Raw genomic sequence first — 23936 nt, 5'->3', positions numbered from 1 at the left:
GGAACGCTATCGTCGCAGATTCAGCAGCTCGTCAAGCAATTGTTGGCTCGTGGTGATCACCCGGCTGTTACCTCGGTATTGGGTGCTGGCCAACACCAAGGCGATCAAGTCTTTGCCGATGTCAGTGTTGCTCAGTTCCAACGCACCGCCGATGACGCTGCCGATCCCGTTTTGCCCAGGGCCCCCTTGAACGGGAAGACCGGTGTTCACCCCTTGAGCATACAGGTTCAGCCCACGAGCTTCCAAACCAGCAGGGTTAGCGAAGCGAGCGAGTTGAATTTTGCCGAGGTCACGCGAGATACCGTTGCTGAAAACACCTCGGATCGTGCCGTCTTCGCCGATCGCGAAACTGTTCAGAACGCCCGGGCCGCTGCCGTCTTGCTGCGTTGCCGCGAGTGTCGAGTTTTCGGTCGCGAGTCCCGAGACACGGCCAAAGTCGACTTTGATTTGCAGAGGCGAGACACTCGGAGTCCCCTCGCGGGCGATCGCAATTTTGTCGTTGGTGGCGTTGATAAAGTTGCCGTTGCCGTCGAATTTGATCAACCCGGTGCCGACGGCGATATCGGTGCCGCCATTGGTTTGATTGCCGCTGCTGTCGGCGTACCAACGATAAATGGTTTGCTCGTTCGTGCGACTTTCCAACGTCGTGGACATGCGAACGTTGATCGGAACCCCTAGCGAGTCATAGACGACAAAGTCGCTGACCGCGCTCTGCCCCGTGGCTTCTTGGACCGTTCCAAAGGCCAAGTTAGGCGTCGTGACGTTGCCATCGCGGCCGACGATACGGAACCCCGACAGGTCGATGTCCAACGCGTTGGATTCGCCATTGTTGCTGACAAATTCAATCTTGCCGTCTTGAATATAACCGCCGGCGGAAATCGTTCCGGTTTGACCGGGCAAGTGATTTTCCGATTGAGGAATCGGATTTTGGGCATCCACTTGGACCGTTTGGATCCCCGACGAATCTTCGATAAAGTCGATGAAATCTTGGAGCGTGGTCGTTTCGTTGATCTCGAAATCTTTGGTACCCAGCGCGCGGCCCCCTTTGCGGCCACTGTAGCTGAGCGTTCCCAATTGAAACGCTTTTTCGTAGGTCACGCCGTCACGTTTGAGCACATCCGTTAACAGCGTCCCGGCATTGATCTTGGGGCCGTCCATGTCGAGCGTCTTATTGCCAGCGACGGTCAAGTCCGAGATTTCAGCGTCCGATTTTCCATCGGTATAGGTTTCACCCGGCGCGACGGTGTCGACCAAATAGAAATTGTTTTGGTCATTCGACAGGTTGCGGTAGATTTTGATTTCGTTGTAGTTCGGAAATCCGTCGGTGATCGACGGCGTTGGCGGCGTGGGAAAATCCGACAGCGAAATCCGTCCCGCTACGATGTTTTGTGGTCCGATCATCACGCTGGGACGCGTTTCCGGTTCACCCGCGCGACCATAGGTGATCATGTAGGTGTAGTTGCCCGTCAACGTGTCGGTGTCCAGCGCATTGGACGACAGCGGTGTGGCACCGGTATCGCTAAAACTCGCACCTGCGGCAGCTGATCCGAGACGGAAAAATTCCTCGCCGTTGGGACCGGTGCGATAAATGTTGACCGTGGGGTAATCGCCTCCGTTGGGGTCGGCAGGAAGATTGCCTAAGTCGACGCGGCCTCCCGATCCCACGGTGACACTAATGTTTCCACTCGGAGCCGCTTCGTTGCCTTGGCTGTCGACCAACGCGACCCGGTATTTGTAGGTACCGGCAGCTAACGTGCCCACGCCACTTTTGTCGACCGAGATGTCGGTTTGATCCGAAAGGGGGGCGCTTTCAATGACGACGCTGCTGCCGTCGGCGCGAGGCACTTTGGCGTCGCCAAGCTGCAGACTCTGAATGATTTGGCCTTGGGTCGCAATTTCACCTTCGGGCGTCAACGTGCCTTCAAAGGAAACATTCTCGGTCGCTTTGGCGACACTCTCGGTCCCCAGCGGGACCGTCATCGGAACGAGTTCGGATTCCTGCAGACGAAATTGTTCGTCGACGCCGTAACCGAGCAACCGCTGACCGGTTGAATTCACCAGCTCGGCACTGCTGTTGAGCTTAAAGATGCCGTTTCGGGTGTAGAGCTGTTCCCCAGACGCTCCCTCGACGATAAAGAAGCCGTCGCCTTGGATCGCCAGATCCGAGGGACTGCTGCTGATTTCGATCGTGCCTTGGTTATGGTTTGCCGCGATTTCCGCGACTTGAACCCCAAGTCCGATTTGGCGAGGGTTGGTGCCGCCGTTATCGGCCGTGGGCCCCCCGCCGAGCGACAATGTTTGCAGGAACTGCGTCGCAAAGACCGCCTCGGACGACTTGAAACCGACGGTTTGCGAGTTCGCCAGGTTGTTTCCGATCACATCGATCTGTGTTTCGGAAGCTGAAAGTCCCGTGAGGGCGGTGGTCAGTGCTGAGGTTAATCCCATCGACTTATGTTCCTATCCGCGTGGCCGGATAGGAAAAAGTCGATTTCGAGAGCAGCGGAATTGCCGCTTTCGTAATCGTCAAACTCTACCCAGTCTGAATTTCTCGTATGTTCTTAATCTCCATCGTCTTTTCACCCACGTGAACTTTGACAGAACGTGAATTGTTATCGTCACTTGTTTCCACAGTGATGCGATCGACTACCCCATCCACGGGGCTGGCATCGTCCGCAAGCCCCTGCACGGTGCGTCCGATCAGCCCGCTGGCGGTCACAAGTTCTTGGCTGTTCGAAAGATTTGATAGCGTTTGAGTCAGCTGATCCGTCGCTCCGATTTCTCGAATCTGACTGATTTGCTGGATCATTTCCGCGTTGTCGGTCGGATTAAGCGGGTCTTGGTTCTGCAGTTCGCTGATGAGCAACTTCATGAAACTGTCGGTATCGACCGACGAAAAGCTGTCATTGGTGCCTGTTTGTCCCGCCGTTTCTTGCGCGGTGAAGCTGGCGGTGCCGGTTTGGCTGATTTGCGACATGGTCGAAACCCTTGATGCGGACGAATTTAGCGACGCGGGTGACTCCCGGTCGGGAGGTCGGTTGTACGATTTAGCCGCCTGAGTTGGCGAGAGCAATCTTTTTTGGGGGGCAGAGTTAGCTTCGAATCACTCGATCAGACTGGTTTTGGCTGTACAGGAACATATTCTTCCCCTTTTGGCCTGCACGGATGCTGTGCCCACCGTTGCGTTGCGGTTGGTCATCGAATAGCCTCAGAGAGCACGGCTGCAATCGAAGAGAATTAGCGTGTTTGCCGTTTCTTTCAGCCTGATCCATTTTCAAGATTAAAGGAATGAAAATATGTTGGCCTTGGTGGTTTGGTTGATTGCCTGCGGATCTTCAATCTTGGCATTGGTTTGGGCTTACCGCTTCTATCGGGAAATGATGGGGGCGGACGAAGGCAACGCATTGATGCAAGAGATTGCCCAAAGTGTTCGCCAGGGCGCCAACGCTTATCTGAAACAGCAATACAAATGGGTCGCCATTGTTTTTGTCTTCGTGGCTCTTTTGCTAGCAGTGGCGGCTTTTGTGTTGCGGGTACAAAACGCATTTGTACCGATTGCCTTTTTGATGGGCGGATTTTTCAGCGGGCTGTGCGGTTGGTTCGGAATGAAGACCGCGACCTACGCCAGCAGCCGCACCGCCGCCGGTGCCCAGCGGTCGCTTAACGATGGGTTACAGATCGCGTTTCGCAGTGGCGCCGTGATGGGATTGATCGTGGTGGGGATGGGGCTGATCTACATATGTTTTTGGTTCGCGCTGTTGTATTGGTTGCTGCCGCTGATCGACGAAGCCTACGCGATGAGTTTGCAACAGATTTCGGTCGCGATGCTGTCGTTTGGAATGGGAGCGAGTGCTCAGGCGTTGTTCGCCCGTGTGGGCGGCGGCATCTTTACCAAGGCCGCGGATGTCGGAGCGGACTTGGTTGGCAAAGTGGAACAGAGTTTGAAAGAGGACTCGCCACGCAATCCCGCCACGATTGCCGATAATGTCGGTGACAATGTCGGTGACGTCGCGGGAATGGGCGCCGACTTGTACGAATCTTATTGCGGATCGATCTTGGCTGCGTCGGCGCTCGGGGTGGCGGCATTTCAATCGAGTCGTGGATTGCCCGAAGGTTATGATGTGACCACCGCTCAGCTGCAAGCGATGTTGTTGCCGCTGGCGATCGCAGGCGTGGGGATTCTCCTTTCCATTGCCGGGATCTATGCGGTCAAAACCGGCGAAGAGCCGACTCAGAAAGCACTGCTCAAGGCGCTTGGAAAAGGGATCAACCGATCCTCGTTGCTGGTGATGATTGCCGCGGTGGTACTCTCCGTCTGGTTGATGCCACCGGTGCCGGGGACGTTGATCTTTGGAGTCATTCCCGGCATCGCCGTCAGTATTATCGTCGGTCTTGTTGCAGGATGGGGGATCGGTCAATGGACCGAACGAGTCACCAGCGATGAATACTCTGCGACGCGGAAATTGGCGAAGCAAGCCGAGACCGGCCCCGCAACGATTATCATTTGTGGGATTGCCGACGGGATGCTCAGCACCTGGGTGCCTGTGGTGATTGTTTGCGCGGCGATGTTGTTGTCGTTTGGGTTTGCCAATGGAGGTTCGTTCAACGATTTGAATTGTTTTTCATTGGGGTTGTACGGCGTCGGTATTGCCGCGGTGGGGATGCTAAGCACGCTGGGGATCACATTGGCGACCGATGCGTATGGCCCGATCGCCGACAATGCGGGGGGCAACGCCGAGATGTCGGGACTCGAAGACGTGGTTCGTGAACGCACCGATGCACTGGATAGTCTTGGCAACACCACGGCGGCCACCGGCAAAGGGTTTGCGATCGGTTCGGCTGCGTTGACCGCACTTGCGTTATTGGCTGCGTACGTCGAAGGGGTTCGTGATGGCATGGTCCGCTGGGGTGATGAATACGTTCACCACGAAGATGTTACCAGCGATGGCGTGTATCGAATCACGCCAGATTTGCTTGTCGAAAAAACGGGGGATGAATCGGAGGTGTTCCTGGTTCTGAATCCGTCGATCGATAAGGGCGAAGAGGTCAAAGCGTGGCGAAAAGCGACCGACCCCAAACTCGATTCCGCCACGGTGGCTTTACCAGGCGAGAAGCATTTTGGCCGAGTCGATTCGATCGGAGCCTCGATCGTCTCGGTACGCAGCGCCAACCTGAAAGATTTTTTGATCTTCTACGATGCGACGCTGATGAATCCTCGTGTCTTGGTCGGTGTGTTCTTGGGCGCGATGAGCACATTTATGTTTTGTGCGATGACCATGAAATCGGTGGGCCGCGCCGCGCAAGGGATGGTGATCGAAGTGCGTCGCCAATTCGAAGCCAATCCCGGGATTTTGGATGGCTCGGTCAAACCGGATTACGAGACGCCAGTCAATATCAGCACCAAGGCGGCGCAGCGAGAAATGATTTTGCCGAGTTTGCTTGGTTTGTTGATGCCAATCGTCGTCGGCGTCGTTCTCGGCGTCGGTGGTGTGTTGGGATTGTTGGTCGGATGTTTGACCAGCGGGTTTTGTTTGGCGGTCTTTATGGCCAACAGCGGCGGATCGTGGGACAACGCAAAAAAATATATTGAGGCAGGAAATCACGGTGGAAAAGGGAGTAATGCTCACAAAGCAGCGGTTGTAGGGGATACGGTAGGAGATCCTTTTAAGGATACCAGCGGTCCCAGCTTGAATATTCTGATCAAGTTAATGAGTATGGTGAGCGTTGTCGTTGCAGGCTTAGTCGTTCGCTACTCGCTTGTTGCGATGGGAATTTTCTAAGCAAACGTTCAAACCGCGATAAACCATGACCAATCGAATCTCTGGGATTTTGACTCCGCACATCACTCCGGTCGACTCACGGGGACGCGTCGATGAAGACCGCTTGTGCGAGTATATCGATTGGCTGATTGAACGTGGTGTCGATGGGCTCTACCCCAACGGCAGCACCGGCGAGTTTGTTCGTTTTACTCCCGAAGAACGACGCCGGATCATCCGAGTGGTCGTTGATCACACCGCTGGCCGCGTGCCGATTTTGGCGGGGGCCGCCGAGGCAAACGTCAAAGAAACGATCGCCGCCTGTGACGCCTATGGCGAAATGGGAGTTCGTGCGGTGGCGATTGTTGCCCCCTTCTATTACCGTCTCAGCGCTGAAGGGGTGTACGCCTACTTTAAAGAAATCGCGGACACCGTTTCGGTGGATGTCACGCTCTATAACATTCCAATGTTCGCATCGCCGATCGATCTACCCACGATCATCCGCTTGGCAGAGGAGTGCCCTCGAGTCATCGGAATCAAGGACAGTTCGGGGGACCTGCCTCAGATGATGCGAATGATTGCCGCAATCCGCCCGCAGCGTGAAGACTTTTGTTTCTTAACCGGCTGGGACGCCGCACTCGTGCCGATGTTGATCGCCGGTGCCGATGGAGGCACCAATGCATCGAGCGGCGTCGTGCCCGAGTTGACTCGCGCGATTCACCGTACTGTGCAGGCGGGGAATATCAATGAAGCGATGCGGTTGCAGTATCAGCTGCTGACGCTGTTTGACGCGATGCTCGGTCTGGGCGAGTTTCCCGAAGGCTTTCGAGCCGGAGCACGATCACGTGGTTGGGATTTGGGCCCCGGACGGGTTCCCATTTCTCAACAACAACGCGAAACGATTGCCCAAGCTCAGCATGAGATTGATGCCTTGGTGGCCGGAGTGACCGAGTCGGGACTGCAAAACGTGTTGCCATCCGAGACGATCGAGCAAATTGTTCAGCGGGTGATCCAGCAGTTGTAGTGACCTTGTTCGCGGCCTGGGCCATGTTCGCGGCACAACGCGAGCAGCGCGATAGCAGCTCGCAAAAATGTCGAATTCTACCGGGCGGCTTGTGCCGCACCACTATGACATCACCTGTTTAGAATCCGATATGGATGCCGCCATGATGACGTGGATGGTGGTGGTAGTGGTGATCGTGGTGGTAGTAATAACGAGGTCGATAGGCCGGAACGATGATCGGTTCTTGAACGATCACCGGTTGGCGAACGACAGGTTGAGTGATGACGGTCGGCGCGGCAACGCGAGCGGATTGTTGGATACCCGTCGGGGCATGTTGCATCGCTGAGATCACCGTCTCGCTAACGCCTTGTTGGTGCAATGCGATGATGTCGGCGACTTGCAGTTTTTGTTGCACGCCACGTTGGCTGATCTGGTTCGCGATCACGTTGTCGCTCAGTCCGCTGCGGCTCATCGAAACGACGTCGGCGATCGAAACCGCCGCTTGGGTCGCCGCGGTGTTGGCTTGCTGGGCTTGATAGTACTGTTGTTGCGTTTGGTAGTATTGTTGCTGCTGCTGGTATTGGCGTTCTTTATCCGCAGCGTTGCCAAGCAATCCTCCGGTGACAGCGCCAACGACACCCCCGATGGCGGCGCCCGCACCCGCTTCGCCGTTGTGGTCTCCGATCAAACCGCCGGCGACCGCTCCGGCCAACCCGCCCAACGTGGCACCACGCTGAGTGCCTGCTTGGCCGTACCCAACACTGGGCAAACAAATGGCGATCGTGCTGATAATCCACCAGCGAAAGCTTGGTTTTGAAATCATGAATAGCATCCTTGCATTGCCGACCGCCTTAAAAAGCGGGAGTGTGGAAGCGGTCAGCTGACTGGGTGTGAATGGTTCAAATGCCGATTCGAACCGAGATGACGATTCCACGCATCTATTATCGAACCGACTTTAAGCGGGATTTGAGACTATCTAATAATTTGTGAAGCGGTTTGGGATCAATGCCAATTTTTTCGGTGTCGGATGCCGCTCGCCCGCAAAACATCCGCCGAGGGGTCACAAATGCGTGATTCTTAGCGGGGCGGATCCGGGGTATGACCGCCGATGTTGGAGATCGCACGAATAAAATCATTGGCGCCATCAAATTCGCGATAAACGCTGGCAAAGCGGATAAAGGCCACCTGGTCCAGCGATGCCAAATGTTTCAGCACAATGTCGCCGATCTGAGTCGCGGTGACTTCGGAATCGAACGACTCGTAAATGTCGGCTTCGATTGTTTGCACGACCTGCTCAATTTTGGAGCTTTGGATGGGGCGTTTGGAACAGGCGCGTTCAATGCCTCGGCGAATCTTTTCGCGGTCCAGGGGTTCACGGGTTTGATCGCTTTTGACGACCCGAACGTTCAATTGTTCGAGTTTTTCCAATGTCGAGAAGCGTCGCTGGCACGACGAACAGACCCGTTTTCGCCGCACGATGTAGCCCCCTTCGGCGGCTCGGGTGTCAAGAACTCGGTCGTTATCGACGTGGCAGTAAGGACAACGCATGCGTCAATCAGTTTCAATAAATGGGGGGCAGTGATTCCATAGTATCGGAAACCAGGGGGCAGTGTCGCAAGGGCTTGCAGGCCACAGAGAAGCCGCAAAACAGCGAGAACATCGATTTTGCCCTGGCTACCCGCTCGAGTCACCCGCAATCGCGGTGCAGCACAAGAGTCGAGAATGAGAGAATGCATCGCCCAACAGGAAATGCATCGCGAAAGTGGGAGGACGACGGATTCGCGAAGACTTTGGGGGTGGAACCGACGTCCGCGATTCTCAAAGGGGCTGTCGCTCAGCTCATTCCGACGCGATACAATCTTAATTGCGTTTCAAGGGAGCAACCGAGCGTGATCCGAGAGCCTGCCTAGAGTCGGCCCTCCATCGCGTTTTGGCATTGACGTTTTGGCAAACCAACGACAATGGAGCTCCGCGTCAAACGTTTCTAGTGGTGGTAATTTTGTCGTGGTAAGAGGTACCTTGGCGTGGCCGAGTGGTATATCCAACAGCTGAATGCGCCCGAAGACCTTGGCCCGTTGCGGCCAAGTGATCTGTTGAAGAAGGTTCGTAGCGGCGACGTCAAACCGGACACGCTGATCCGCAAGGATAATTCGGCTTGGTTTCATGCGGCCGAAGTCGGTGGATTGTTCGAGGCGGCGATGCGTCCAACGATCGAATATTTTTGTCCGCAATGTAATCACCCCGTTACCGAACCGCCGGTGATGTGTTCGCATTGCGGTCGAGAGATACGGAAGGCGAAAACCCGTATTACCGAAAATACGATTTCCAATGGCACACGCTTACCAGACCAACCAGGTCGCTCGGTCCAGAGTTGGCTGAAACGCAAAATGCTACGCCGTCCCGATGAGGGAGAAGCGTAGCATCGCGGTTTTGCGGTCGTGTCAGCCCCACCTGCGATGGGAAGTCATCGGCAACGACTTAGAATTTGAACTGGGCACTGCCTGTCAAACCGGTGACGAAGATGTCGTCGTCCATTTGGATGCTGCGACCGAAGTTGGTCGTGACCACGGGGCTGATTTGATCGGTTGCTGTGGCTAAGCCTGCGATGTACCAGACCTCGAATCCAGCACGCAGCGTCAGCATCTCGCCGAGAGCGTAGCTGTATCCGGCACCGACTTCGAACACTCCGGCAAGCTCGGTGTCTTCGTCGATAGCGGCCACTACCGTGCTTCCTGCGTTGAACAATCGTGTGTCAGATTCGGCAAAGTTCAAGTAGCCGCCGGCACGACCACGGAAGTCGATCGAGCCATGGCAGGATACGGGATACAACAGGTCCATGCCCACCTGCAGACCAAACAGCGAGTTCTCGACATCGCTACGCAGCAGTCCTCGGTTACCCCCGGCATCCTGACTGTTGTAGTTGTACAGTTCGTCATAGTCGATGTAGCGAGCTCCGAAGAGGATCTTGGCAACTTCCCAGCCGACGAGCGTCTTGTTCGCTTCGAAGCTCCAGTACTCGGCGTGGTAATCTTGAGACTGAAACACCGAGTCATTGAATGTGCTCAGGTCGGCGGCAACGATCGGAGCGCCTGGTGCGAGCAGTGTGTTAATTCCCCCTGCAGGGTTGGCCAAACTGGCTGCCATGTCCCATTCCAGCGGTCCGACAAAGCTCGCTTCCCAGCCGTGGACACAATCGGGAACTGAGCCGACGGTGATCCGCGGAGCGAACTCGAAATCGAATTCATCCAGGGCAAAGTTGCGGCTGAAGGTCGAGCGGTCGCTCGAATTGAGTTCCATGTAAACCGCTTCGCCGCGGATGTACCAGTACGGTTTGCAAGCGACGCCGCAGCTGCCGTATTCGCCGTTAAGGTTCATCGCAGAGTAGTCACCGTAGCCGCCAGCAAAGCCGCCACCGTAGCCACCACCGTAGCTTGATCCGCAAGCTCCACCACAGCTTGTGCCACACGAATGGCAGCTGGTTTGGATCACCGAGCCCTCGGCCGCCGATTCGGGCAGATGCCCGACGGTCGCGACTTGATTGGATCCCGCACCGCTTTGGTACCCCGAAGCGTTCACGACTCGGAATGCTTGGTCGCCGTGAATGAATGATTTCGGAGCCGCCCCGGATGTGGATGCCGCAGGGCGATCAAACACGCTTCGCAAACCCGGGTCTGCGTAGACGTCCGATGCGGTCAACGTGCCGGCGAGCAGTCCACAAACCGCTAAATTGCGGACGGCTGTGCTACTGAAGTGTTTTAGTATCGAATGGATCTTCATGATCGAACCTCGTAGACTCTTAGTGCCTTGGAGTGCACCGCTGGGTATTGACCGGTTTGAATGACGGGAAAGTAATGGGCAGTGCAAACTAGCGAACCTTCAGTTCGTCATGCACAGGAATTAAACAAGTCTTGCGAACCATACGAAGGATCTTCGTTGCGGTTTCCTCGCTTGTACACGATCCGCTTATGACCAAGTGGTCACCCTCGGTTTTGACTCGCACGCGGCTGTCGGGAAACGATTGTTGAATCGTTCGCGTGAGCAGCTCTGCTTTGTCACCGATCGTGTCGCCGGTTGCTTCTACTGCGTCTTGTACATGCACATCAAAATGTTGGACTCTTGACGGAGCGTCGGGGGTTCCATCTGCCCACACGACCAGCCGGGTAACGCCTCGTCCCGCTCCGATTAACTTCAATTCGTTGCTGCCCGAGGCAATCGCACGACACACGTTTTGGTCTTCGATGCTGACGCGTCGAAGTTCGCCACCAATGGTCAGCGAACGGACCTGAGCTTGGGTCATGTAAAGTGGAATCGGGCTGCCGGCCGGTTGCGAGACCTTCCCCGCGAACTCGTTCTCGGGTGTATCGCCCTGAGCTCCGTTTAGCATCGGTGGACTCACCGGTTGCACCATGCCAAGGGATGTGTGCTCGGTAAGACGCTCGAATCCAAGTGGCGGAGATTCCACTGCAACCGGTGGACGATATCGTTTGGCTGGTTTGCGAGCTTGTGCTGCTCGCTGGTTGATCTCGGGCGCCAAGTTGATCGAGGGACTGCGGCGCTGCAGCGTGTCACGGTCCGACAGGTCCATCAACTCCGCTGGCGACGTGGCAACATCGCTTAACGGTTGTAAAGTGACCGCCGGGAACCGCTGCTCGGCAGGATCGACGATCGAGACAGGAGCAGGAAGTTCCGTTGCGATTTCGTCGACGCTAGCCTCGCTTTCAGGAAGGTTCGCTACCGCTTCCATTCGTGCTGGCTCGGCTGCCATCGGTTCAGCTGCCATCGGCTCGGTCGGCAACACCTCTGGGGCGATAGCCTCGGAAACCATCGCCTCGGGCACCATCGCATCGTGATTCATCTCGATGCCGGGTTCGGCGGTCGCATTGTCGGTCGTGGACAATCCTTCGCTGTCATCCGAGAACGAGAAGAAAACGGGCTCCGAATCGGAAACGAGTTCGACGTCGCTGCTGTCGGGGTTTGCGGTGGGTTCGCCCTGAGGAACCGCAGCAAACTCGATCGGTTGCAATGTCGAATCGTCTTGTTCAAGCGATGTGTTTTGCTGAAATGCGTTCTCCGCGTCGATTACGGGCGGCGTCACCATTGAAATCACCATCGACGGTGCGGTGGCCGAAGCATCGGCGGACGATACCGTAGGGCGATTTGCCGAAGCGACAGGTGCCGCAGCGACAGGTGCCGCAGCGACAGGTGCCGAAGTCATTGACGGTTCCACCGGGGTGGCGACGACGGCTTCGACAAGGTCACCGTTTACGTGATGCGACGAACCGATCAACGGGTTGGTCCGGACCGCAGCGGCAGGCGGCTTTTCGATCGTCATTGCCGCGCCCGAGGGACGCACGATCTTTGGACTTCCAATCGGTTGCAGTCCAATCGCAGCGCCGATCGGTTTGAGCCGAATCGCGGGTTGGTCATCGCCGGATGCCAATTGGATCGGCGAATCCGACTTGCTCACCTCTTCGTTGTCAAAGAAGGGATTGGCGCGGACTCCGGGCTGAGCGGCTGTGTTTTGTTGACCCGCTTGTGGGTAATGCCCCGTTTGCTGGATCGTTTGCAGCGGCAACGGTGGCATCATTGGGAAGCGAGTTGCCGCAGTTTCCAACATCGCCGGTTCGCTGGCGAAGACCATTGATGGAGCAATAAATGACGAGCTTGCTGCGATGACGAGCAAGCTGAGAGCGGCCCGTGCTCGGGTCCGTCGTCGATTCTTCGAGATTGTTCTATTGTCACGCATGCCGCATCCTTGCGTCCGAACGAGTTGATGCACCCCCCTCGGCACACCATGAAAGAAACCTGCAAAATTGCACGAGTCTTCCGGTTGCTCTAGTTATCGGATGCGATCTGCAAGGACATTAACGATTCTGACGGCTCGGACGGTCGTTTGCGTCGTACGAGTCATTCGGATCATGCTCAAAATGCCTGATATCAGGCCAGTTTCCACTTCAGCGAGGGGGGCAGGACGTGTCAGATTTCGCTGGATTTATCGCAAATAAGCACTTTTGGGGAGGCTGCGTCAGCTGCGAGGGCGGTTGCGTCTCGCTTCAAAGAGCACCACGGCCGCCGATACCGAAACATTTAAGCTGTCCACTTTACCAAACATTGGAATTCGCACCCCGGCGATGGTGTTTCCGTCGCCATCACGCTGCCATCGCGAGCCGAGTCCATTGGCTTCGCTGCCGACAATGATCGCAATCGAGCCCGAAAAATCGGTCGCCCACAGTTCATCTGACGATTCGACGCGGGCGGCAAGCAGGCGGATTTTCTGGTCGCACAAAAAACGGGCGACGTCGGATTCGCTGCCCACCGCCGTCGGGATTTGAAAGACGGTCCCGAGGCTGCTGCGGATCGCATTGGGATTGTAGATGTCACTTCCGCCCCCACACAAAATCACGGCATCCACGCCAGCAGCGTCGGCACAGCGAAAAACGGCTCCGATATTTCCCGGCTTTTCTAAGCTGTCCAGCACCAATACCAAAGCGTTCGGTGGAAGCGAGAGTTCGTCGAGCGAGTGGTCTGGCTGCACAAATTCGCTGACCACCCCGCGAGGCGACTCGCCATAGGCGATTCGCGACATGATGGCATCCGAAACAACTCGAATCGTTTGTGAAGTCTTGGCTTTTTCAATGACGATACGAACTCTTGGGTCGTGATTTGCGGTTTCCTCCTTTGCAGCTGCGTGATTCGGATCCGCTGGGCTCGATTCGGGCAGATACAGTCCGACTAGGTCCAAACCGGCATCGATCGCTTGCAGCGTTTCCCGCCAACCATCGACAAGCAGACGCTTCTCGCGTCGTCGTGTACGATTATCCCTAAGTCGGATCAGCCGTCGAACGGTGGGGTTTGCGGGGCTGCGAAGAATCAGGGGCTCCGAATCGCTCATGCCAAACTCTTGATAGACGTTGATGATAGGCTCGCGTCGGCATCAACACGGCCTTTTAACATTGTGACTCTGGAAAACGGAAAATCGACGAGATGAGCAAGATGCCAATCTGTGACGTAGTCAGCTCGAAACGCGACCAAAAGGAATTTCTCTATTTGGAGCGGGAACTCTATCGGGACAACCCCTACTGGGTGCCACCGTTGTGGGCCGAGCGTCGCAAAATCGTTGGTTTTAAACACCATCCGTTTTATGACGATGCCGATCGCCAAGCATTTCTAGTCCGCCGCGATGGACGTGCCGTCGGCCGCATTCTCGCCGTCGTCAATCATGCTCACAATCGTTGCCACAACGAAAAACGTGGCTTTGTCGGATTCTTTGAGTGCGAAGACGACAGCGAAGCAAGCAAGTTGCTGTTCCAGCATGCCTTTGATTGGCTGCGACAACAAGGGATGACCGATGTTCGCGGCCCGGTTCATCCGAGTCTGAATTACGAGGTCGGGTTGTTGGTGGACGGTTTTGATTCGTCGCCCACGTTTATGATCCCCTATAACCACCCCTACTACGAACGCTTGTTCCTTGAATCAGGCTTTGAAAAGGTCCAGGATCTGTTCAGCTACGACGCGCACATGGATATCCTCGAAGACTTGGATCCCAAATTGGCGTTCGTGATCGAAGAGGCGACGCGTCGATTCAAGGTGAATTGTCGGCCGATTGATCGCAAGCGATTCAAAGAAGACGTTCGCTCGTTCTTGGAAATCTATAATCAATCGCTGCAGCGAACGTGGGGCTATGTCCCGATGAGCGAGGCAGAAATCAAAGTGCAGAGTGATGGTTTGAAGCATTTGATCGTGCCTGAATTGACCAGCATCGCCGAGATCGATGGGCGGCCCGTTGGCGCTGGCTTTGGTTTGCTCGATTACAACCAAATCATCCGCCAAATCGATGGAAAGCTGTTCCCGTTCGGCTGGCTGAAACTGCTAACGGGCAAACGCAAGATCGATCGGCTTCGATTGATCAGCACGAATGTGTTGCCGGAGTACCAAAAATGGGGGCTCGGATTGGTCACGCTCTCGCGAATCCTGCCCGATGCGATCGCGTTTGGCATCCAAATCGGCGAGTTTTCATGGGTTTTGGAGAGTAATTCGCTCTCGCGGGGCACGATCGAGCGTGGCGGGGCAACGCGAACCAAAACGCATCGGCTATACGATCGATCCTTGGCATGACGCCCCCCACTGGTGATTGCCGGTGGGTGCGACCTCGCGTCATCCCTTCGTCATCGTCGGCTTGTTCGCTACAAACCGACCCTCCTCCGGCACGCCCCCTGCGAAGTTTGACCAGTTAGACTACAACCCTGGTCAGCTTGTGTCCGGGTAATCATACTTTGACGCTTGTCGCTCGTTTACTCGTCCAAATCGCCACTGCTACCCTTATCGCCATAATCTCGAACATGCCGGAAAACCGAATTGTCATTACCGGAGCGGGCGTGGCGTCTGCGATCGGACTGGGACATCAAGACTTCTTCGCTGCGTTTCTTCGCGGGGATTCCGGAGTGCGATCGCTCGCTGATCGCGATGATGACGGACCCACTCCGCCGGAGGGACACGAAAACGATGGGCTTTGGATCGGCGCCCCGATCGTTGGATTTGATGGAAAACAGTTCGTCAAGCCGCGCAAGGCATTGAAGGTGATGTCTCGCGAGATTCAACTCGCCTACGTCGCATCGATGATGGCGATCGAAGATGCCGGGCTCGATTCTGTCTTTCCTGCCGTCGAATCGGATGTCGATTCCACCGCGGCGGACGCCGATTCGGTTTCGCTTGCCCCCAAAGACATCGGCACCGTTTTTGGTAGCGAGATGCTGTACGGCCCCCCCACCGAACTGGCCGAGGCGTTCCAGAAATGTCTCGACGAAGACGGATCGATGGATAAGTCTCGGTTTGGCGAAGCGGCGATGCGAAGTGTAATGCCGCTGTGGATGCTGAAATACCTGCCCAATATGCCAGCGTGTCATGTTGGCATCGCGATCAATGCCCATGGTCCCAACAACACGCTTGTGCTCGGTGACACCTCGGGACCCGCCGCGTTGGACGAGGCGATCTCGTGCCTGAACCGCGGCATCGCAACCTGCATGATCAGCGGTGCTGCCGGCACACGGATCAATGCCACGCGGCTGAACTACCGCAATGACCTGCCCATCGCCGAAACCACGGCGAACATCGCCGAAGCGTCACGTCCCTTTGATCCCACCGCAAAAGGGGTTGTCGGAGGCGAAGGAGCGGCCGTGTTTGTGCTGGAGTGTCTCGATACGGCACTGCAGCGAGGGGCGAAGCCGATTGCGGAAGTGATCGCCATGGCATCGCGGTTTGTGGCTTCCGAGGGAATGCAGCTAGCCAAGCGAACCTGTGACATCACCACGCCAGGCATCCGGGGTTCCGTCGGTGCGATCAAGTTGGCCGTCAACGATGCCTTGCGCAAAGCAAACCTGAAGGCGGACGACATCGGGATGGTGGTTTCGCACGCGATGGGCGATCCGGTGATCGATATCCAAGAACGCCAAGCTCTGCAGTCCTGTCTACCCAATGTGCCTGTGGTGACGCCGATCTCGACGCTCGGACACACCGGTGCGGCTAGTGGATCGATCGAGATCTTGGTTGGCGTGCTGGCGCTGAAGCACAAGCAAATTCCACCGTCGCTGAAATTTGACGGTTCGCAAACCACGGGGCCAGTGGGTTGCGAAGCTCAGCCGCTACAGAAATCTCATGTGCTGTGTCTAAGTCACACATCCGAAGGCGCCGCCATCGCGACCGTCTTGGCTGAGGTGTGATTCCAATAAAAAAGCGGCTTGGAACCGAGGTTCGAAGCCGCCTTTTGTCATTCAATCCTAGGCAAACGCGTTACGCGAACGGGCTGTGTTTGCCGGGAACTGGCACGGGGTATTCGCCATTCGGGCCAGGCATCACTGGAGGATCGCTTTCCAGCGTGTACTCGTCGATTCCGGGGCTCAGATTCGCACCCTTCTTCATCAGCTCGTCCCACTTGATGACTTTGCCCGAGTAACAGGCTTCGCGACCGAGGATCGCGGTGAAGGTTGACTTCGCACCGTATTCACCTTCATTGTAGATGTCGCCTCGCATCAGAGCTTCGATCAAATCGTGTTGCTCTTGTTGATGTCCGCCAGGGCTTTCGCCGCTGAATTTCCAAGGGTTTTCCCCTTCGATCTTGCCCGATGGGTCTGCCGATCCCTTGGTGCCGTGAGCGAACTCACCGACGTGGTTCCAACCACCCGCCAAGTGACGGCCTTGGCTGAACATCTTGCTTCCGTCGGCGAACGTGTACTCACAGAACGTGTGATCAAAGATCTGGGACTTGGTCGCATCGCCACCTTCACGTTGGGCACGACCACCCATGCCGTTACATTCAACCGGATAAGCTCCCTTGACCCAGCAGCCGACGTCCAGATTGTGGATGTGTTGTTCACAAATCTGGTCGCCCGAGAGCCAGTTGAAGTGGTACCAGTTGTTGGTTTGGAATGCCATTTCGGTCATGTCCTTGTCACGATTGCGGTACCAGATGCCGCCGCCGTTCCAATAAACACGTTGCGCGATCACGTCGCCGATTGCACCGTCGTGAATTCGTTTGATCGTTTCGATGTACCGTGGCTCGTGACGACGTTGCAGTCCGATGCCGACCATACGGTTCTTCTTCTTGGACTCTTCGACCGACGCCAAGACGCGTTGAACGCCGGGCGCGTCCGAAGCGACCGGTTTTTCCATGAACACGTGGCGATTCTTTTCGATCGCATACTCGAACTGCTGCGGCTTGAATCCGGGAGGAGTCGCGATCACGACCAAGTCACAATCGGTGTCGATCGCTTTCTTGTAGGCATCAAGTCCCGCGAAAATTTGGTCCTGAGGAACGGCGACTTTGTCTTTGTGCGTCTGAGCCAAACGTTTGACAGCGTATTCCGCTTTGTTTTGGAACGCGTCGGCCACGGCAACCAGTTTGACGTTGCCTTTGGTGTTCATAATGTTGGCGGCGGCACCGGATCCACGTCCGCCACATCCGATTACAACAAATTTGATTTCATCGCTTCCCGCAGCGTGAGCCGTGCGAGCGACATTGGTTGCGATCGCGGCGGCACCCGCAGCAGCAACCGTGGATTGTTTGAGGAATTTGCGGCGAGAAGGAGGGTTCTGCATCAGTGAAAATCCTTGTGGAATTAAGCAAGTCGTTTTGGGAAATCGAATTTTACAGTCGTTTCACAGCCAATTATAGACGCTGTGCACGCGAAAGTCGCGTTGAGCCAGGGTGGCGGGGAAGCGTTTTCCCATATTACGCCATCCCACTCCAATTGTTCAGCTTGCGCAGTGCCCCAAGACCAATTCCGCTTAATCTCACCCAAAAAAGCTCATGCTCCGATTTCGCACATCTGCGGGCCTGTTTTGGCTCAATGCAATCTACTTTGGAATCAGTTAGGTGATGTTCGAGTAGTGTGCCGGGGCACCTCTCCCGGCGAAGCTGGGAGAGGTCCAACGGGCCCTTTAGGCCTCGTTCGGGTGAGGGCCGACCGGGCAACATGGCGTGCATGGACTCGACTTGCTCGGTCGGCCCTCACCCGAGCATCGCTGTGGGCTCTGCTCGATCTCTCCCAAACCTGCGGAGACTGCTGAAGTAGTACAACATCACCGAACTAAATCAGCAGTCTCCACCAGTAAGGTGGCTCGCCGAGGAGGGCCAGTTCAATCCGTTTGCGGGTACCGCTGGCGTAACGCGGAAATGGCGTTTTCGTGATCGAGCGTCCAATTTTCAAACAGATCGGCAATATCAGTAGCGTTATGCCCATGATTGACCACACGCTCGCCAGCAAACTCGTTCCAGTATTCCGCTCGATGTTCAAATTCCGGCGAACCGGCGCGTGGCAACCCATGTTCCAGTTGATCGAGCGTCAATTTGACGGCTTGGTCGAGGAACCGGTCGCTACGGTCGCGTTCAAATCTCAAAAACGTATTCGGTGAATCCAACACTTTGTTGCCAAAGCGTCGTTCATACCGCCACGCATCGCCCGAGACTTTTTTCCACGGATGATTCTGGTAGTCGTCCCAAGCCTGCAGGAGTGCCACCGTTCGTGACCGCCGTCGCAGTTCATCGTTGGGAATCAGCGAAACAATTTCAGTGATCTGTTCGTCGGTTCCCTCGATCGTGTCGACGTAACGCAGCAAGTACGCTTCGCCAAAGTCCGCGACCGAGGATACTTGATAAAGCGCACTCGCGCCCTGACTTGCTTTTTGACGAACGACGTCAGCCCACGTCGCCAACACCTTCAGCGCGTTCCGCTTCATCTCGGCGATCTCGTCGACCGTCAAGCCTTGTTGCCGGAGGTTGGTTTCTGCAGCGCGAAACAAGGCGTGGATCTCACCATATTGGACCTCGTCTCCGATCTCCTGCAGATCTTCGAGCTCGGCAAGTAGCCGCTTGTTCAAGTTCCGGAAATCAGGCTCGCGGTAATAGGGTTCAAAGGTTGAAACGGAAGCGGTCTCGTTGAATTCATCCTGCTCGAACTTCGTTTGCATCTTTGCAATCGCAAGACTTCGCTGAGACATCTCTGCTCGCCAATTCGAATCGATCGAGGGCATGCTGCTGTAGCGCAAACCGGCCACAATCACCATCGGAGTGAAAAATGCGATCAAGACGAAAGCGATCACGGTCCACTGGAACCACACGTCTCGGCGTTGTTCGAGCCAGCGGCTGGAGATCCGCCATGTTGCCAGCAGCAATACGGGGAAGATAAAAACGACCGTGAAAATGTAGTTTGGGTAAAGGCCAAAAAACGACGCCAGGATGCTGCAGCTAAACGCCGGGTAAAGCGGCGCGGTCAGCAGCCCAAGTGTCGCCCGCGGGGTGACGGTGGCTGCAAGTTGGCCAAAGGCAAATGCGGCTAATGTGATGGCCGCCATGCTCGCTCCGCCGCTCATCCAAATGCCGACGCCTGCTAAGAACAAACAACACACCAGCGGCGGCCCGATCCGAGTGCCCCAAATCATACTGGGGCGAATGCCATGGTCCGCAAAATAGACCGACCGACCTCGCACCGTGTCGCCATAAAACGCGAGTGCCCCCAACCAAGATGAAATCACCCCTAACGCAACTTGCACCAAGATTTGTATGTGTGCGTCTTGGCGTTGCGGGCTGATGTACCACACGAACAACACCACAAAACCGACAAACGTCAACATTCCCAAGAACCACTTGGTTTGCTCGAGCTGCTGCCATAGCAGCGCATACGCTGGACTCGGTCGTTTCAGCACCTGCTCAACCGGTGGTTGATAAGGACGAACGATCTCGTTGGAAACTAGCAGCGGTGATCGTTCCACCGAAACGAGCCGTCGACGTCCCAGCAGACGCTGGATGTACCATAGCGCAACGAGATAGCCAATGGCGAAGATCGCCGACTTCTGAATCGCACTCTTGCTGACATTATTGAGCGAGCCATAGACGTCGAAGTTGCCAAACAAAATTGTCTGCACCACCCCGACGGCAAACCATGACGCCAACAGAATCACGGGGACCAACAGGATCAAACCGCCCATCGGCGAACGGACGAGGTATGCCGTGATGAATCCGCAAATCAGCAACAACACACTAAAAAATAACAGTCTGGTAATTCCGATTGGATGCAACACATCGTCCGCCATCGGCGACGAAGTGTCGTTGATCAAGAGCACCGCAATCGCCATCACGAGTGAAGCGACAGCCCAGATCGCAAGCAAGCCGGCGAGCCCGATGACAAACTTTACATCGACAATCCGTTGCCAACGCACCGGCAACGTTCGTAGCCACTGAAATGTTTTCGCTTCTTCTTCGTTGCCGACCAACATCGCCGGAGTGCCCAGCGCCATCAAATTTGGCATCAGGATCCACACCAGCAGATAGGGATCAATGTCGAATTGGACGTCACTAAAAATGAACTGTCCGGCAGTGATAAAAAGTTGGAACAGCAGAATCCCCACAACGACCGCGATGGCGAGCGGGCGAAGCGTGATCAGATCTTTCCAAAGCAATTGTTTCATCGTCGTACTCTTACACGAGTGATTTCCACAGGACGGATCAGTGATGCGCGGCGGAGGCTTCGTAAAACTCGATCAGAGTTGTGCATTTATTTTCTCATCACGAATCGTGCGGCGTTCGCGACGGCCACACACGGCGATGAAAATTTCTTCTAGCGATGCTTGGCTTGCCGACAAATTCTTGACTCCCGATGCTTCGCCATAACGCGATTGCCAATCGTCGGCCAAGTCCTTGACGATCCAGCGAATTTGGCGTCCGCTGCGTGATTCGGAAAGCACTTGTCCCTCAGGCGATTCCACGGTTGCGATCGCATCGTCCAGCGTTGCGACGACGATTGAGGTCGACTGTCGCAATACATCCAAAGGTTGAACAAGTTTCAGCTCGCCTTGATGCAGAATGGCAATCCAATCGGCGACCCGCTCGACCTCGCTAATTTGGTGACTGCTTAGCAACACGGTGCGTCCCAGCGCGGCGCGGTCCACCATCGATTCCAAGAATTGACGCCGTACCATCGGATCAAGTCCGCTGGTCGGTTCGTCCAAAATCAATAGCGACGGATCATGGGCGATCGCCAATGCCAATGCGACTTTCGCGCGTTGCCCCTTGCTGAGACTCTTTAAACGAACGCCTTCGGGGACGTCGAATTCGGCGATCAATTCTCGGTAACGCTCAAGAAAACCCTCTGGGTAAAACGCCGATGTGAACCAACCAATCTCACCCGATGACATCCATTCATAAAGTGCAGGGGCGTCCGAGACGTAACCGATCGATTTGCGAATCTCGAGACCCGCGGTGTCACAGGGATACCCCAGCACGCTGGCCGATCCAAAATCGGGTTTTAGAAAGCCGGTCAAAATTCGAATCATCGTCGTTTTGCCTGCCCCGTTTTCGCCCAGCAGTGCGAACACGACTCCCGCGGGCACTTCCAGGTCGACGTTATCAAGCGCCATCGTGTTGCCATAACGTTTGCAGATATGCCGAAGCGAGATTACCGATTGCATGTGTGTGATCCTAGAGAAGACGGTTGGGGGGAAGATTCCCGCGTGGGGACGGCATCAAACCAAATGCCTATCAATCGCATGACTCCTCTCCGGCATTCAGGGGCGAACCCAGTTTGGCTTGTTTAGCGAGTTCGGTTTCGAAAAGTTCTCGCAGCTCCGCTGGGGGCATACCGCCGGCGATCGCGTCGGCAAGCGCACGGCGAACACCATCCGCGACAAGCGTATTGCGGGCTTTCGTACAGCGAGCCAGTGCATCGCGGCGGACGACCATCCCGCGGCCGCGGAGCGGTTGGAGCACGCGATCGTTTTGCAGTTCCTGATACGCACGGGCGATCGTGTTAGAATTGATCGCCAAATCGGCTGCCAATTGTCGCACACTCGGCAGCATCTGACCGCCGGAGAGCACCCCGTCGGCGACCGCCAATTTGACCTGACGAACAATCTGCTCGTAGATCGGGATGTCACCGCTCGTTTCGATCGAAAAGAACATGGCCGCCTCAAGCTACGTCAAAAACAGGGGACACCGCCAACAATGCATTGCGTGTACTGGTGTCATGGTACACCGTGCTCATGGCGGAGGCAAGCCGATTGTCCGTTGCGAGCACATTCGAGGGGAACGGCGGTTTGAGAGAAATGGCGGTTTGAGGGGAACGGATCAATCGGCCTGCGATGCGTCAGCGAAATGCATCGTCCACAGGAATTGCGGATCGAGGTGGGATGCGAGGTTTCGCCCAGCCAGCCAGCCTGCCAGTCTTTATTTCCTTGAAACCACCCGATGTGATGGTGCCGCTAGGGGGCAAGAGGGGATGCGGTGCAGAATATAGGGTTAATGCTTGCGAATGGCGTCTCCCGTACCTACCATGCTTAAGTAGAGGCCCCTGCCTAGAAACAGCCAATTCGTTTTTTGCTCGCTGTTTTTTTACCAGCGGAAATGACTCGATCGTCCCCGCTTGTCATAATGGGGGGTGGGGCTGAGTTTCGTTACGTGAATTGTTTGCAATTGATTTCTCATTCGTTTTGGTATCACGCCAGTGAGTCTTTCCGAGGTTGACCGCCAGTTTCTGCAAAGATGCCTTGAGCGTGCCCCGCGCGCTTGGCAGAACTTTGTCGATCGGTTTTTGGGTTTGGTGGTCCACGTGGCTAACCACACGGCTGAATCGCGTGGAATATCGCTGGATCAATCGACGCGTGATGATCTGGTCGCCGAAGTTTTTTTGGCGTTGATCGCCAACGATTTTGGCGTGCTGCGTCGTTTCCGCCGTAATTGTTCGTTGGCAACTTATCTGACCGTGGTCGCTCGCCGCGTGATTGCGCGCCGCTTGGCAACATCGCAAGTCGGTCTGCAAACCAGCAGCCAACTGGAAACGGTCAATCAGGAGGCGATGAGCGACAACGGGCATCAGTCACGGATCGAGAATCGCGAAGAGGTCCAGCAGCTGATGTTGCGGCTCGATCCACAAGAAGCCAATGTGGTGCGAATGTACCATCTTGAAGGTAAGAGTTACCAAGAAATCAGCCAGAGTGTTGGCATGGCCGAAAATAGCATCGGCCCCGTTCTGAGCCGAGCTCGATCCAAAATGCGTGGCGAAGCCTCTTAGGCCTCGCAAGTGAATGTTGGGATCGCTCGGCAAATACAGCGAATGTCACCCACGCCTTCCGCTGCGACCGCCCCATTCTCAGGCCCTAGCAAATCGCTAAGGCTACCTCGATCGACACGCGGCGTGATTATTCGCGAACGGGTTTATTCGCGAAAGGGTTTATTCGCGAACGGGTTCGATCGTCGCCGACATACTGCCTTTGCAGCGGGCGATCAGTTCATCTTTGCCAAATGCATGGATTTGGTCGCGTTTCAGTTCGGCGTGCTCGAGCGTCGTGGTCAAGCAGATTGCTTTGCCACTGTTGTCGACTTCCTTGGCAATTTGAAAGCCGGTTTCGATCGGATGACGAAACAGACTTTTCATCATCAGCACCACATATTCGTAGCTGTGGTCGGTATCGTCCCACAGCACGACGCTGTAGCGAGGCTGTTTCTTGGCTTTGGGTTTCGTGCGACGATCGACTTCGGGTTTGGCCACTTCGGGTTCGGCCACCATTGTTTGATGATCTGCCATTGCTGATCATGCTCCTTGCAACATTTTATGGTTGTTGACTGGGGTTTCAGTGAAATTGATTCAAGTACGTTAAGTTGTCGAATACGTTGAGTTTTCGAAAAGGGGATGCTG

General features: G+C 55.6%; 18 protein-coding genes. 6 read left to right on the top strand and 12 right to left on the bottom strand.

Translation table 11 applies throughout. From position 1 onward, the window contains the following. Positions 1–6: 6 nt before the first annotated feature. Positions 7–2445: a flagellar hook-basal body complex protein gene (locus ABD971_RS27465; RefSeq protein WP_339937371.1), complete on the bottom strand. Its 2439-nt coding sequence runs from the start codon at positions 2443–2445 to the stop codon at positions 7–9. A gap of 85 nt (positions 2446–2530) precedes the next feature. After that, positions 2531–2974 (bottom strand): flagellar hook assembly protein FlgD, encoded by a 444-nt coding sequence (locus ABD971_RS27460; protein WP_339937370.1) that lies wholly within the window; start codon positions 2972–2974, stop codon positions 2531–2533. Between the two features lie 319 nt (positions 2975–3293). Between ABD971_RS27460 and ABD971_RS27455 the strand changes: the two genes are divergently transcribed. Both ABD971_RS27455 and ABD971_RS27450 read left to right on the top strand, forming a co-directional pair. Then, positions 3294–5777, top strand: coding sequence for a sodium-translocating pyrophosphatase (locus ABD971_RS27455; protein ID WP_339937369.1), 2484 nt, complete (start codon positions 3294–3296; stop codon positions 5775–5777). Between the two features lie 25 nt (positions 5778–5802). Next, positions 5803–6777, top strand: a complete 975-nt coding sequence (locus ABD971_RS27450) for a dihydrodipicolinate synthase family protein (RefSeq protein ID WP_339937368.1) — start codon at positions 5803–5805, stop codon at positions 6775–6777. Positions 6778–6895: 118 nt separating this feature from the next. On the opposite strand, the gene ABD971_RS27445 is transcribed toward ABD971_RS27450, so the two are convergent. Together ABD971_RS27445 and nrdR are read right to left on the bottom strand one after the other, a co-directional pair. Then, positions 6896–7579 (bottom strand): glycine zipper domain-containing protein, encoded by a 684-nt coding sequence (locus tag ABD971_RS27445; protein WP_339937367.1) that lies wholly within the window; start codon positions 7577–7579, stop codon positions 6896–6898. 254 nt (positions 7580–7833) lie between these two features. Beyond that, a complete protein-coding gene (nrdR, locus tag ABD971_RS27440) occupies positions 7834–8304 on the bottom strand; it encodes a transcriptional regulator NrdR (protein ID WP_339937366.1) in 471 nt (156 codons plus the stop codon). 476 nt (positions 8305–8780) lie between these two features. On the opposite strand from nrdR, the gene ABD971_RS27435 reads away from it, so the two are divergent. Continuing rightward, on the top strand, positions 8781–9176 hold the full coding sequence (locus ABD971_RS27435) for a GYF domain-containing protein (RefSeq protein ID WP_339937365.1): 396 nt from the start codon (positions 8781–8783) through the stop codon (positions 9174–9176). Between the two features lie 58 nt (positions 9177–9234). On the opposite strand, the gene ABD971_RS27430 is transcribed toward ABD971_RS27435, so the two are convergent. The 3 genes from ABD971_RS27430 to ABD971_RS27420 form a co-directional block, all read right to left on the bottom strand. Beyond that, positions 9235–10533 (bottom strand): hypothetical protein, encoded by a 1299-nt coding sequence (locus ABD971_RS27430; RefSeq protein ID WP_345326986.1) that lies wholly within the window; start codon positions 10531–10533, stop codon positions 9235–9237. 88 nt (positions 10534–10621) lie between these two features. Further along, positions 10622–12397, bottom strand: a complete 1776-nt coding sequence (locus tag ABD971_RS27425; RefSeq protein ID WP_345326985.1) for a pilus assembly protein N-terminal domain-containing protein — start codon at positions 12395–12397, stop codon at positions 10622–10624. Between the two features lie 384 nt (positions 12398–12781). After that, positions 12782–13648 (bottom strand): TrmH family RNA methyltransferase, encoded by an 867-nt coding sequence (locus tag ABD971_RS27420; RefSeq protein ID WP_339937361.1) that lies wholly within the window; start codon positions 13646–13648, stop codon positions 12782–12784. Between the two features lie 92 nt (positions 13649–13740). On the opposite strand from ABD971_RS27420, the gene ABD971_RS27415 reads away from it, so the two are divergent. Further along, positions 13741–14871, top strand: a complete 1131-nt coding sequence (locus ABD971_RS27415; RefSeq protein ID WP_345326984.1) for an N-acetyltransferase — start codon at positions 13741–13743, stop codon at positions 14869–14871. A 224-nt stretch (positions 14872–15095) separates the two neighbouring features. Continuing rightward, entirely contained in the window at positions 15096–16472 is a 1377-nt protein-coding gene (locus ABD971_RS27410) for a beta-ketoacyl-[acyl-carrier-protein] synthase family protein (RefSeq protein ID WP_345326983.1), read from the top strand. Between the two features lie 70 nt (positions 16473–16542). On the opposite strand, the gene ABD971_RS27405 is transcribed toward ABD971_RS27410, so the two are convergent. The 4 genes from ABD971_RS27405 to ABD971_RS27390 all read right to left on the bottom strand — a co-directional run bounded on the left by ABD971_RS27405 (position 16543) and on the right by ABD971_RS27390 (position 22204). Further along, positions 16543–17847, bottom strand: a complete 1305-nt coding sequence (locus ABD971_RS27405) for a Gfo/Idh/MocA family protein (protein ID WP_339937356.1) — start codon at positions 17845–17847, stop codon at positions 16543–16545. 540 nt (positions 17848–18387) lie between these two features. Beyond that, positions 18388–20715 (bottom strand): ABC-2 family transporter permease, encoded by a 2328-nt coding sequence (locus tag ABD971_RS27400; protein WP_345326982.1) that lies wholly within the window; start codon positions 20713–20715, stop codon positions 18388–18390. 72 nt (positions 20716–20787) lie between these two features. Beyond that, on the bottom strand, positions 20788–21714 hold the full coding sequence (locus tag ABD971_RS27395) for an ABC transporter ATP-binding protein (RefSeq protein ID WP_345326981.1): 927 nt from the start codon (positions 21712–21714) through the stop codon (positions 20788–20790). A 70-nt stretch (positions 21715–21784) separates the two neighbouring features. Then, complete coding sequence (locus tag ABD971_RS27390; protein ID WP_345326980.1) at positions 21785–22204, bottom strand: GntR family transcriptional regulator; 420 nt, start codon at positions 22202–22204, stop codon at positions 21785–21787. 541 nt (positions 22205–22745) lie between these two features. Here ABD971_RS27390 and ABD971_RS27385 point away from each other — a divergent pair. Further along, positions 22746–23312 carry a sigma-70 family RNA polymerase sigma factor gene (locus ABD971_RS27385; protein WP_339937352.1) on the top strand — a complete coding sequence of 189 codons (567 nt, stop codon included), beginning with the start codon at positions 22746–22748 and terminating at the stop codon, positions 23310–23312. Between the two features lie 159 nt (positions 23313–23471). Here ABD971_RS27385 and ABD971_RS27380 read toward each other — a convergent pair whose 3' ends face one another. Beyond that, the gene (locus ABD971_RS27380) at positions 23472–23825 is read right to left on the bottom strand and encodes an ATP-dependent Clp protease adaptor ClpS (protein ID WP_008706121.1); all 354 of its coding nucleotides are present in this window, start codon (positions 23823–23825) and stop codon (positions 23472–23474) included. Positions 23826–23936 lie beyond the last annotated feature (111 nt).

Source organism: Novipirellula rosea, assembly GCF_039541335.1.
Taxonomy (GTDB): domain Bacteria; phylum Planctomycetota; class Planctomycetia; order Pirellulales; family Pirellulaceae; genus Novipirellula; species Novipirellula rosea.
This window is presented reverse-complemented; position numbering and strand designations above follow the sequence as displayed.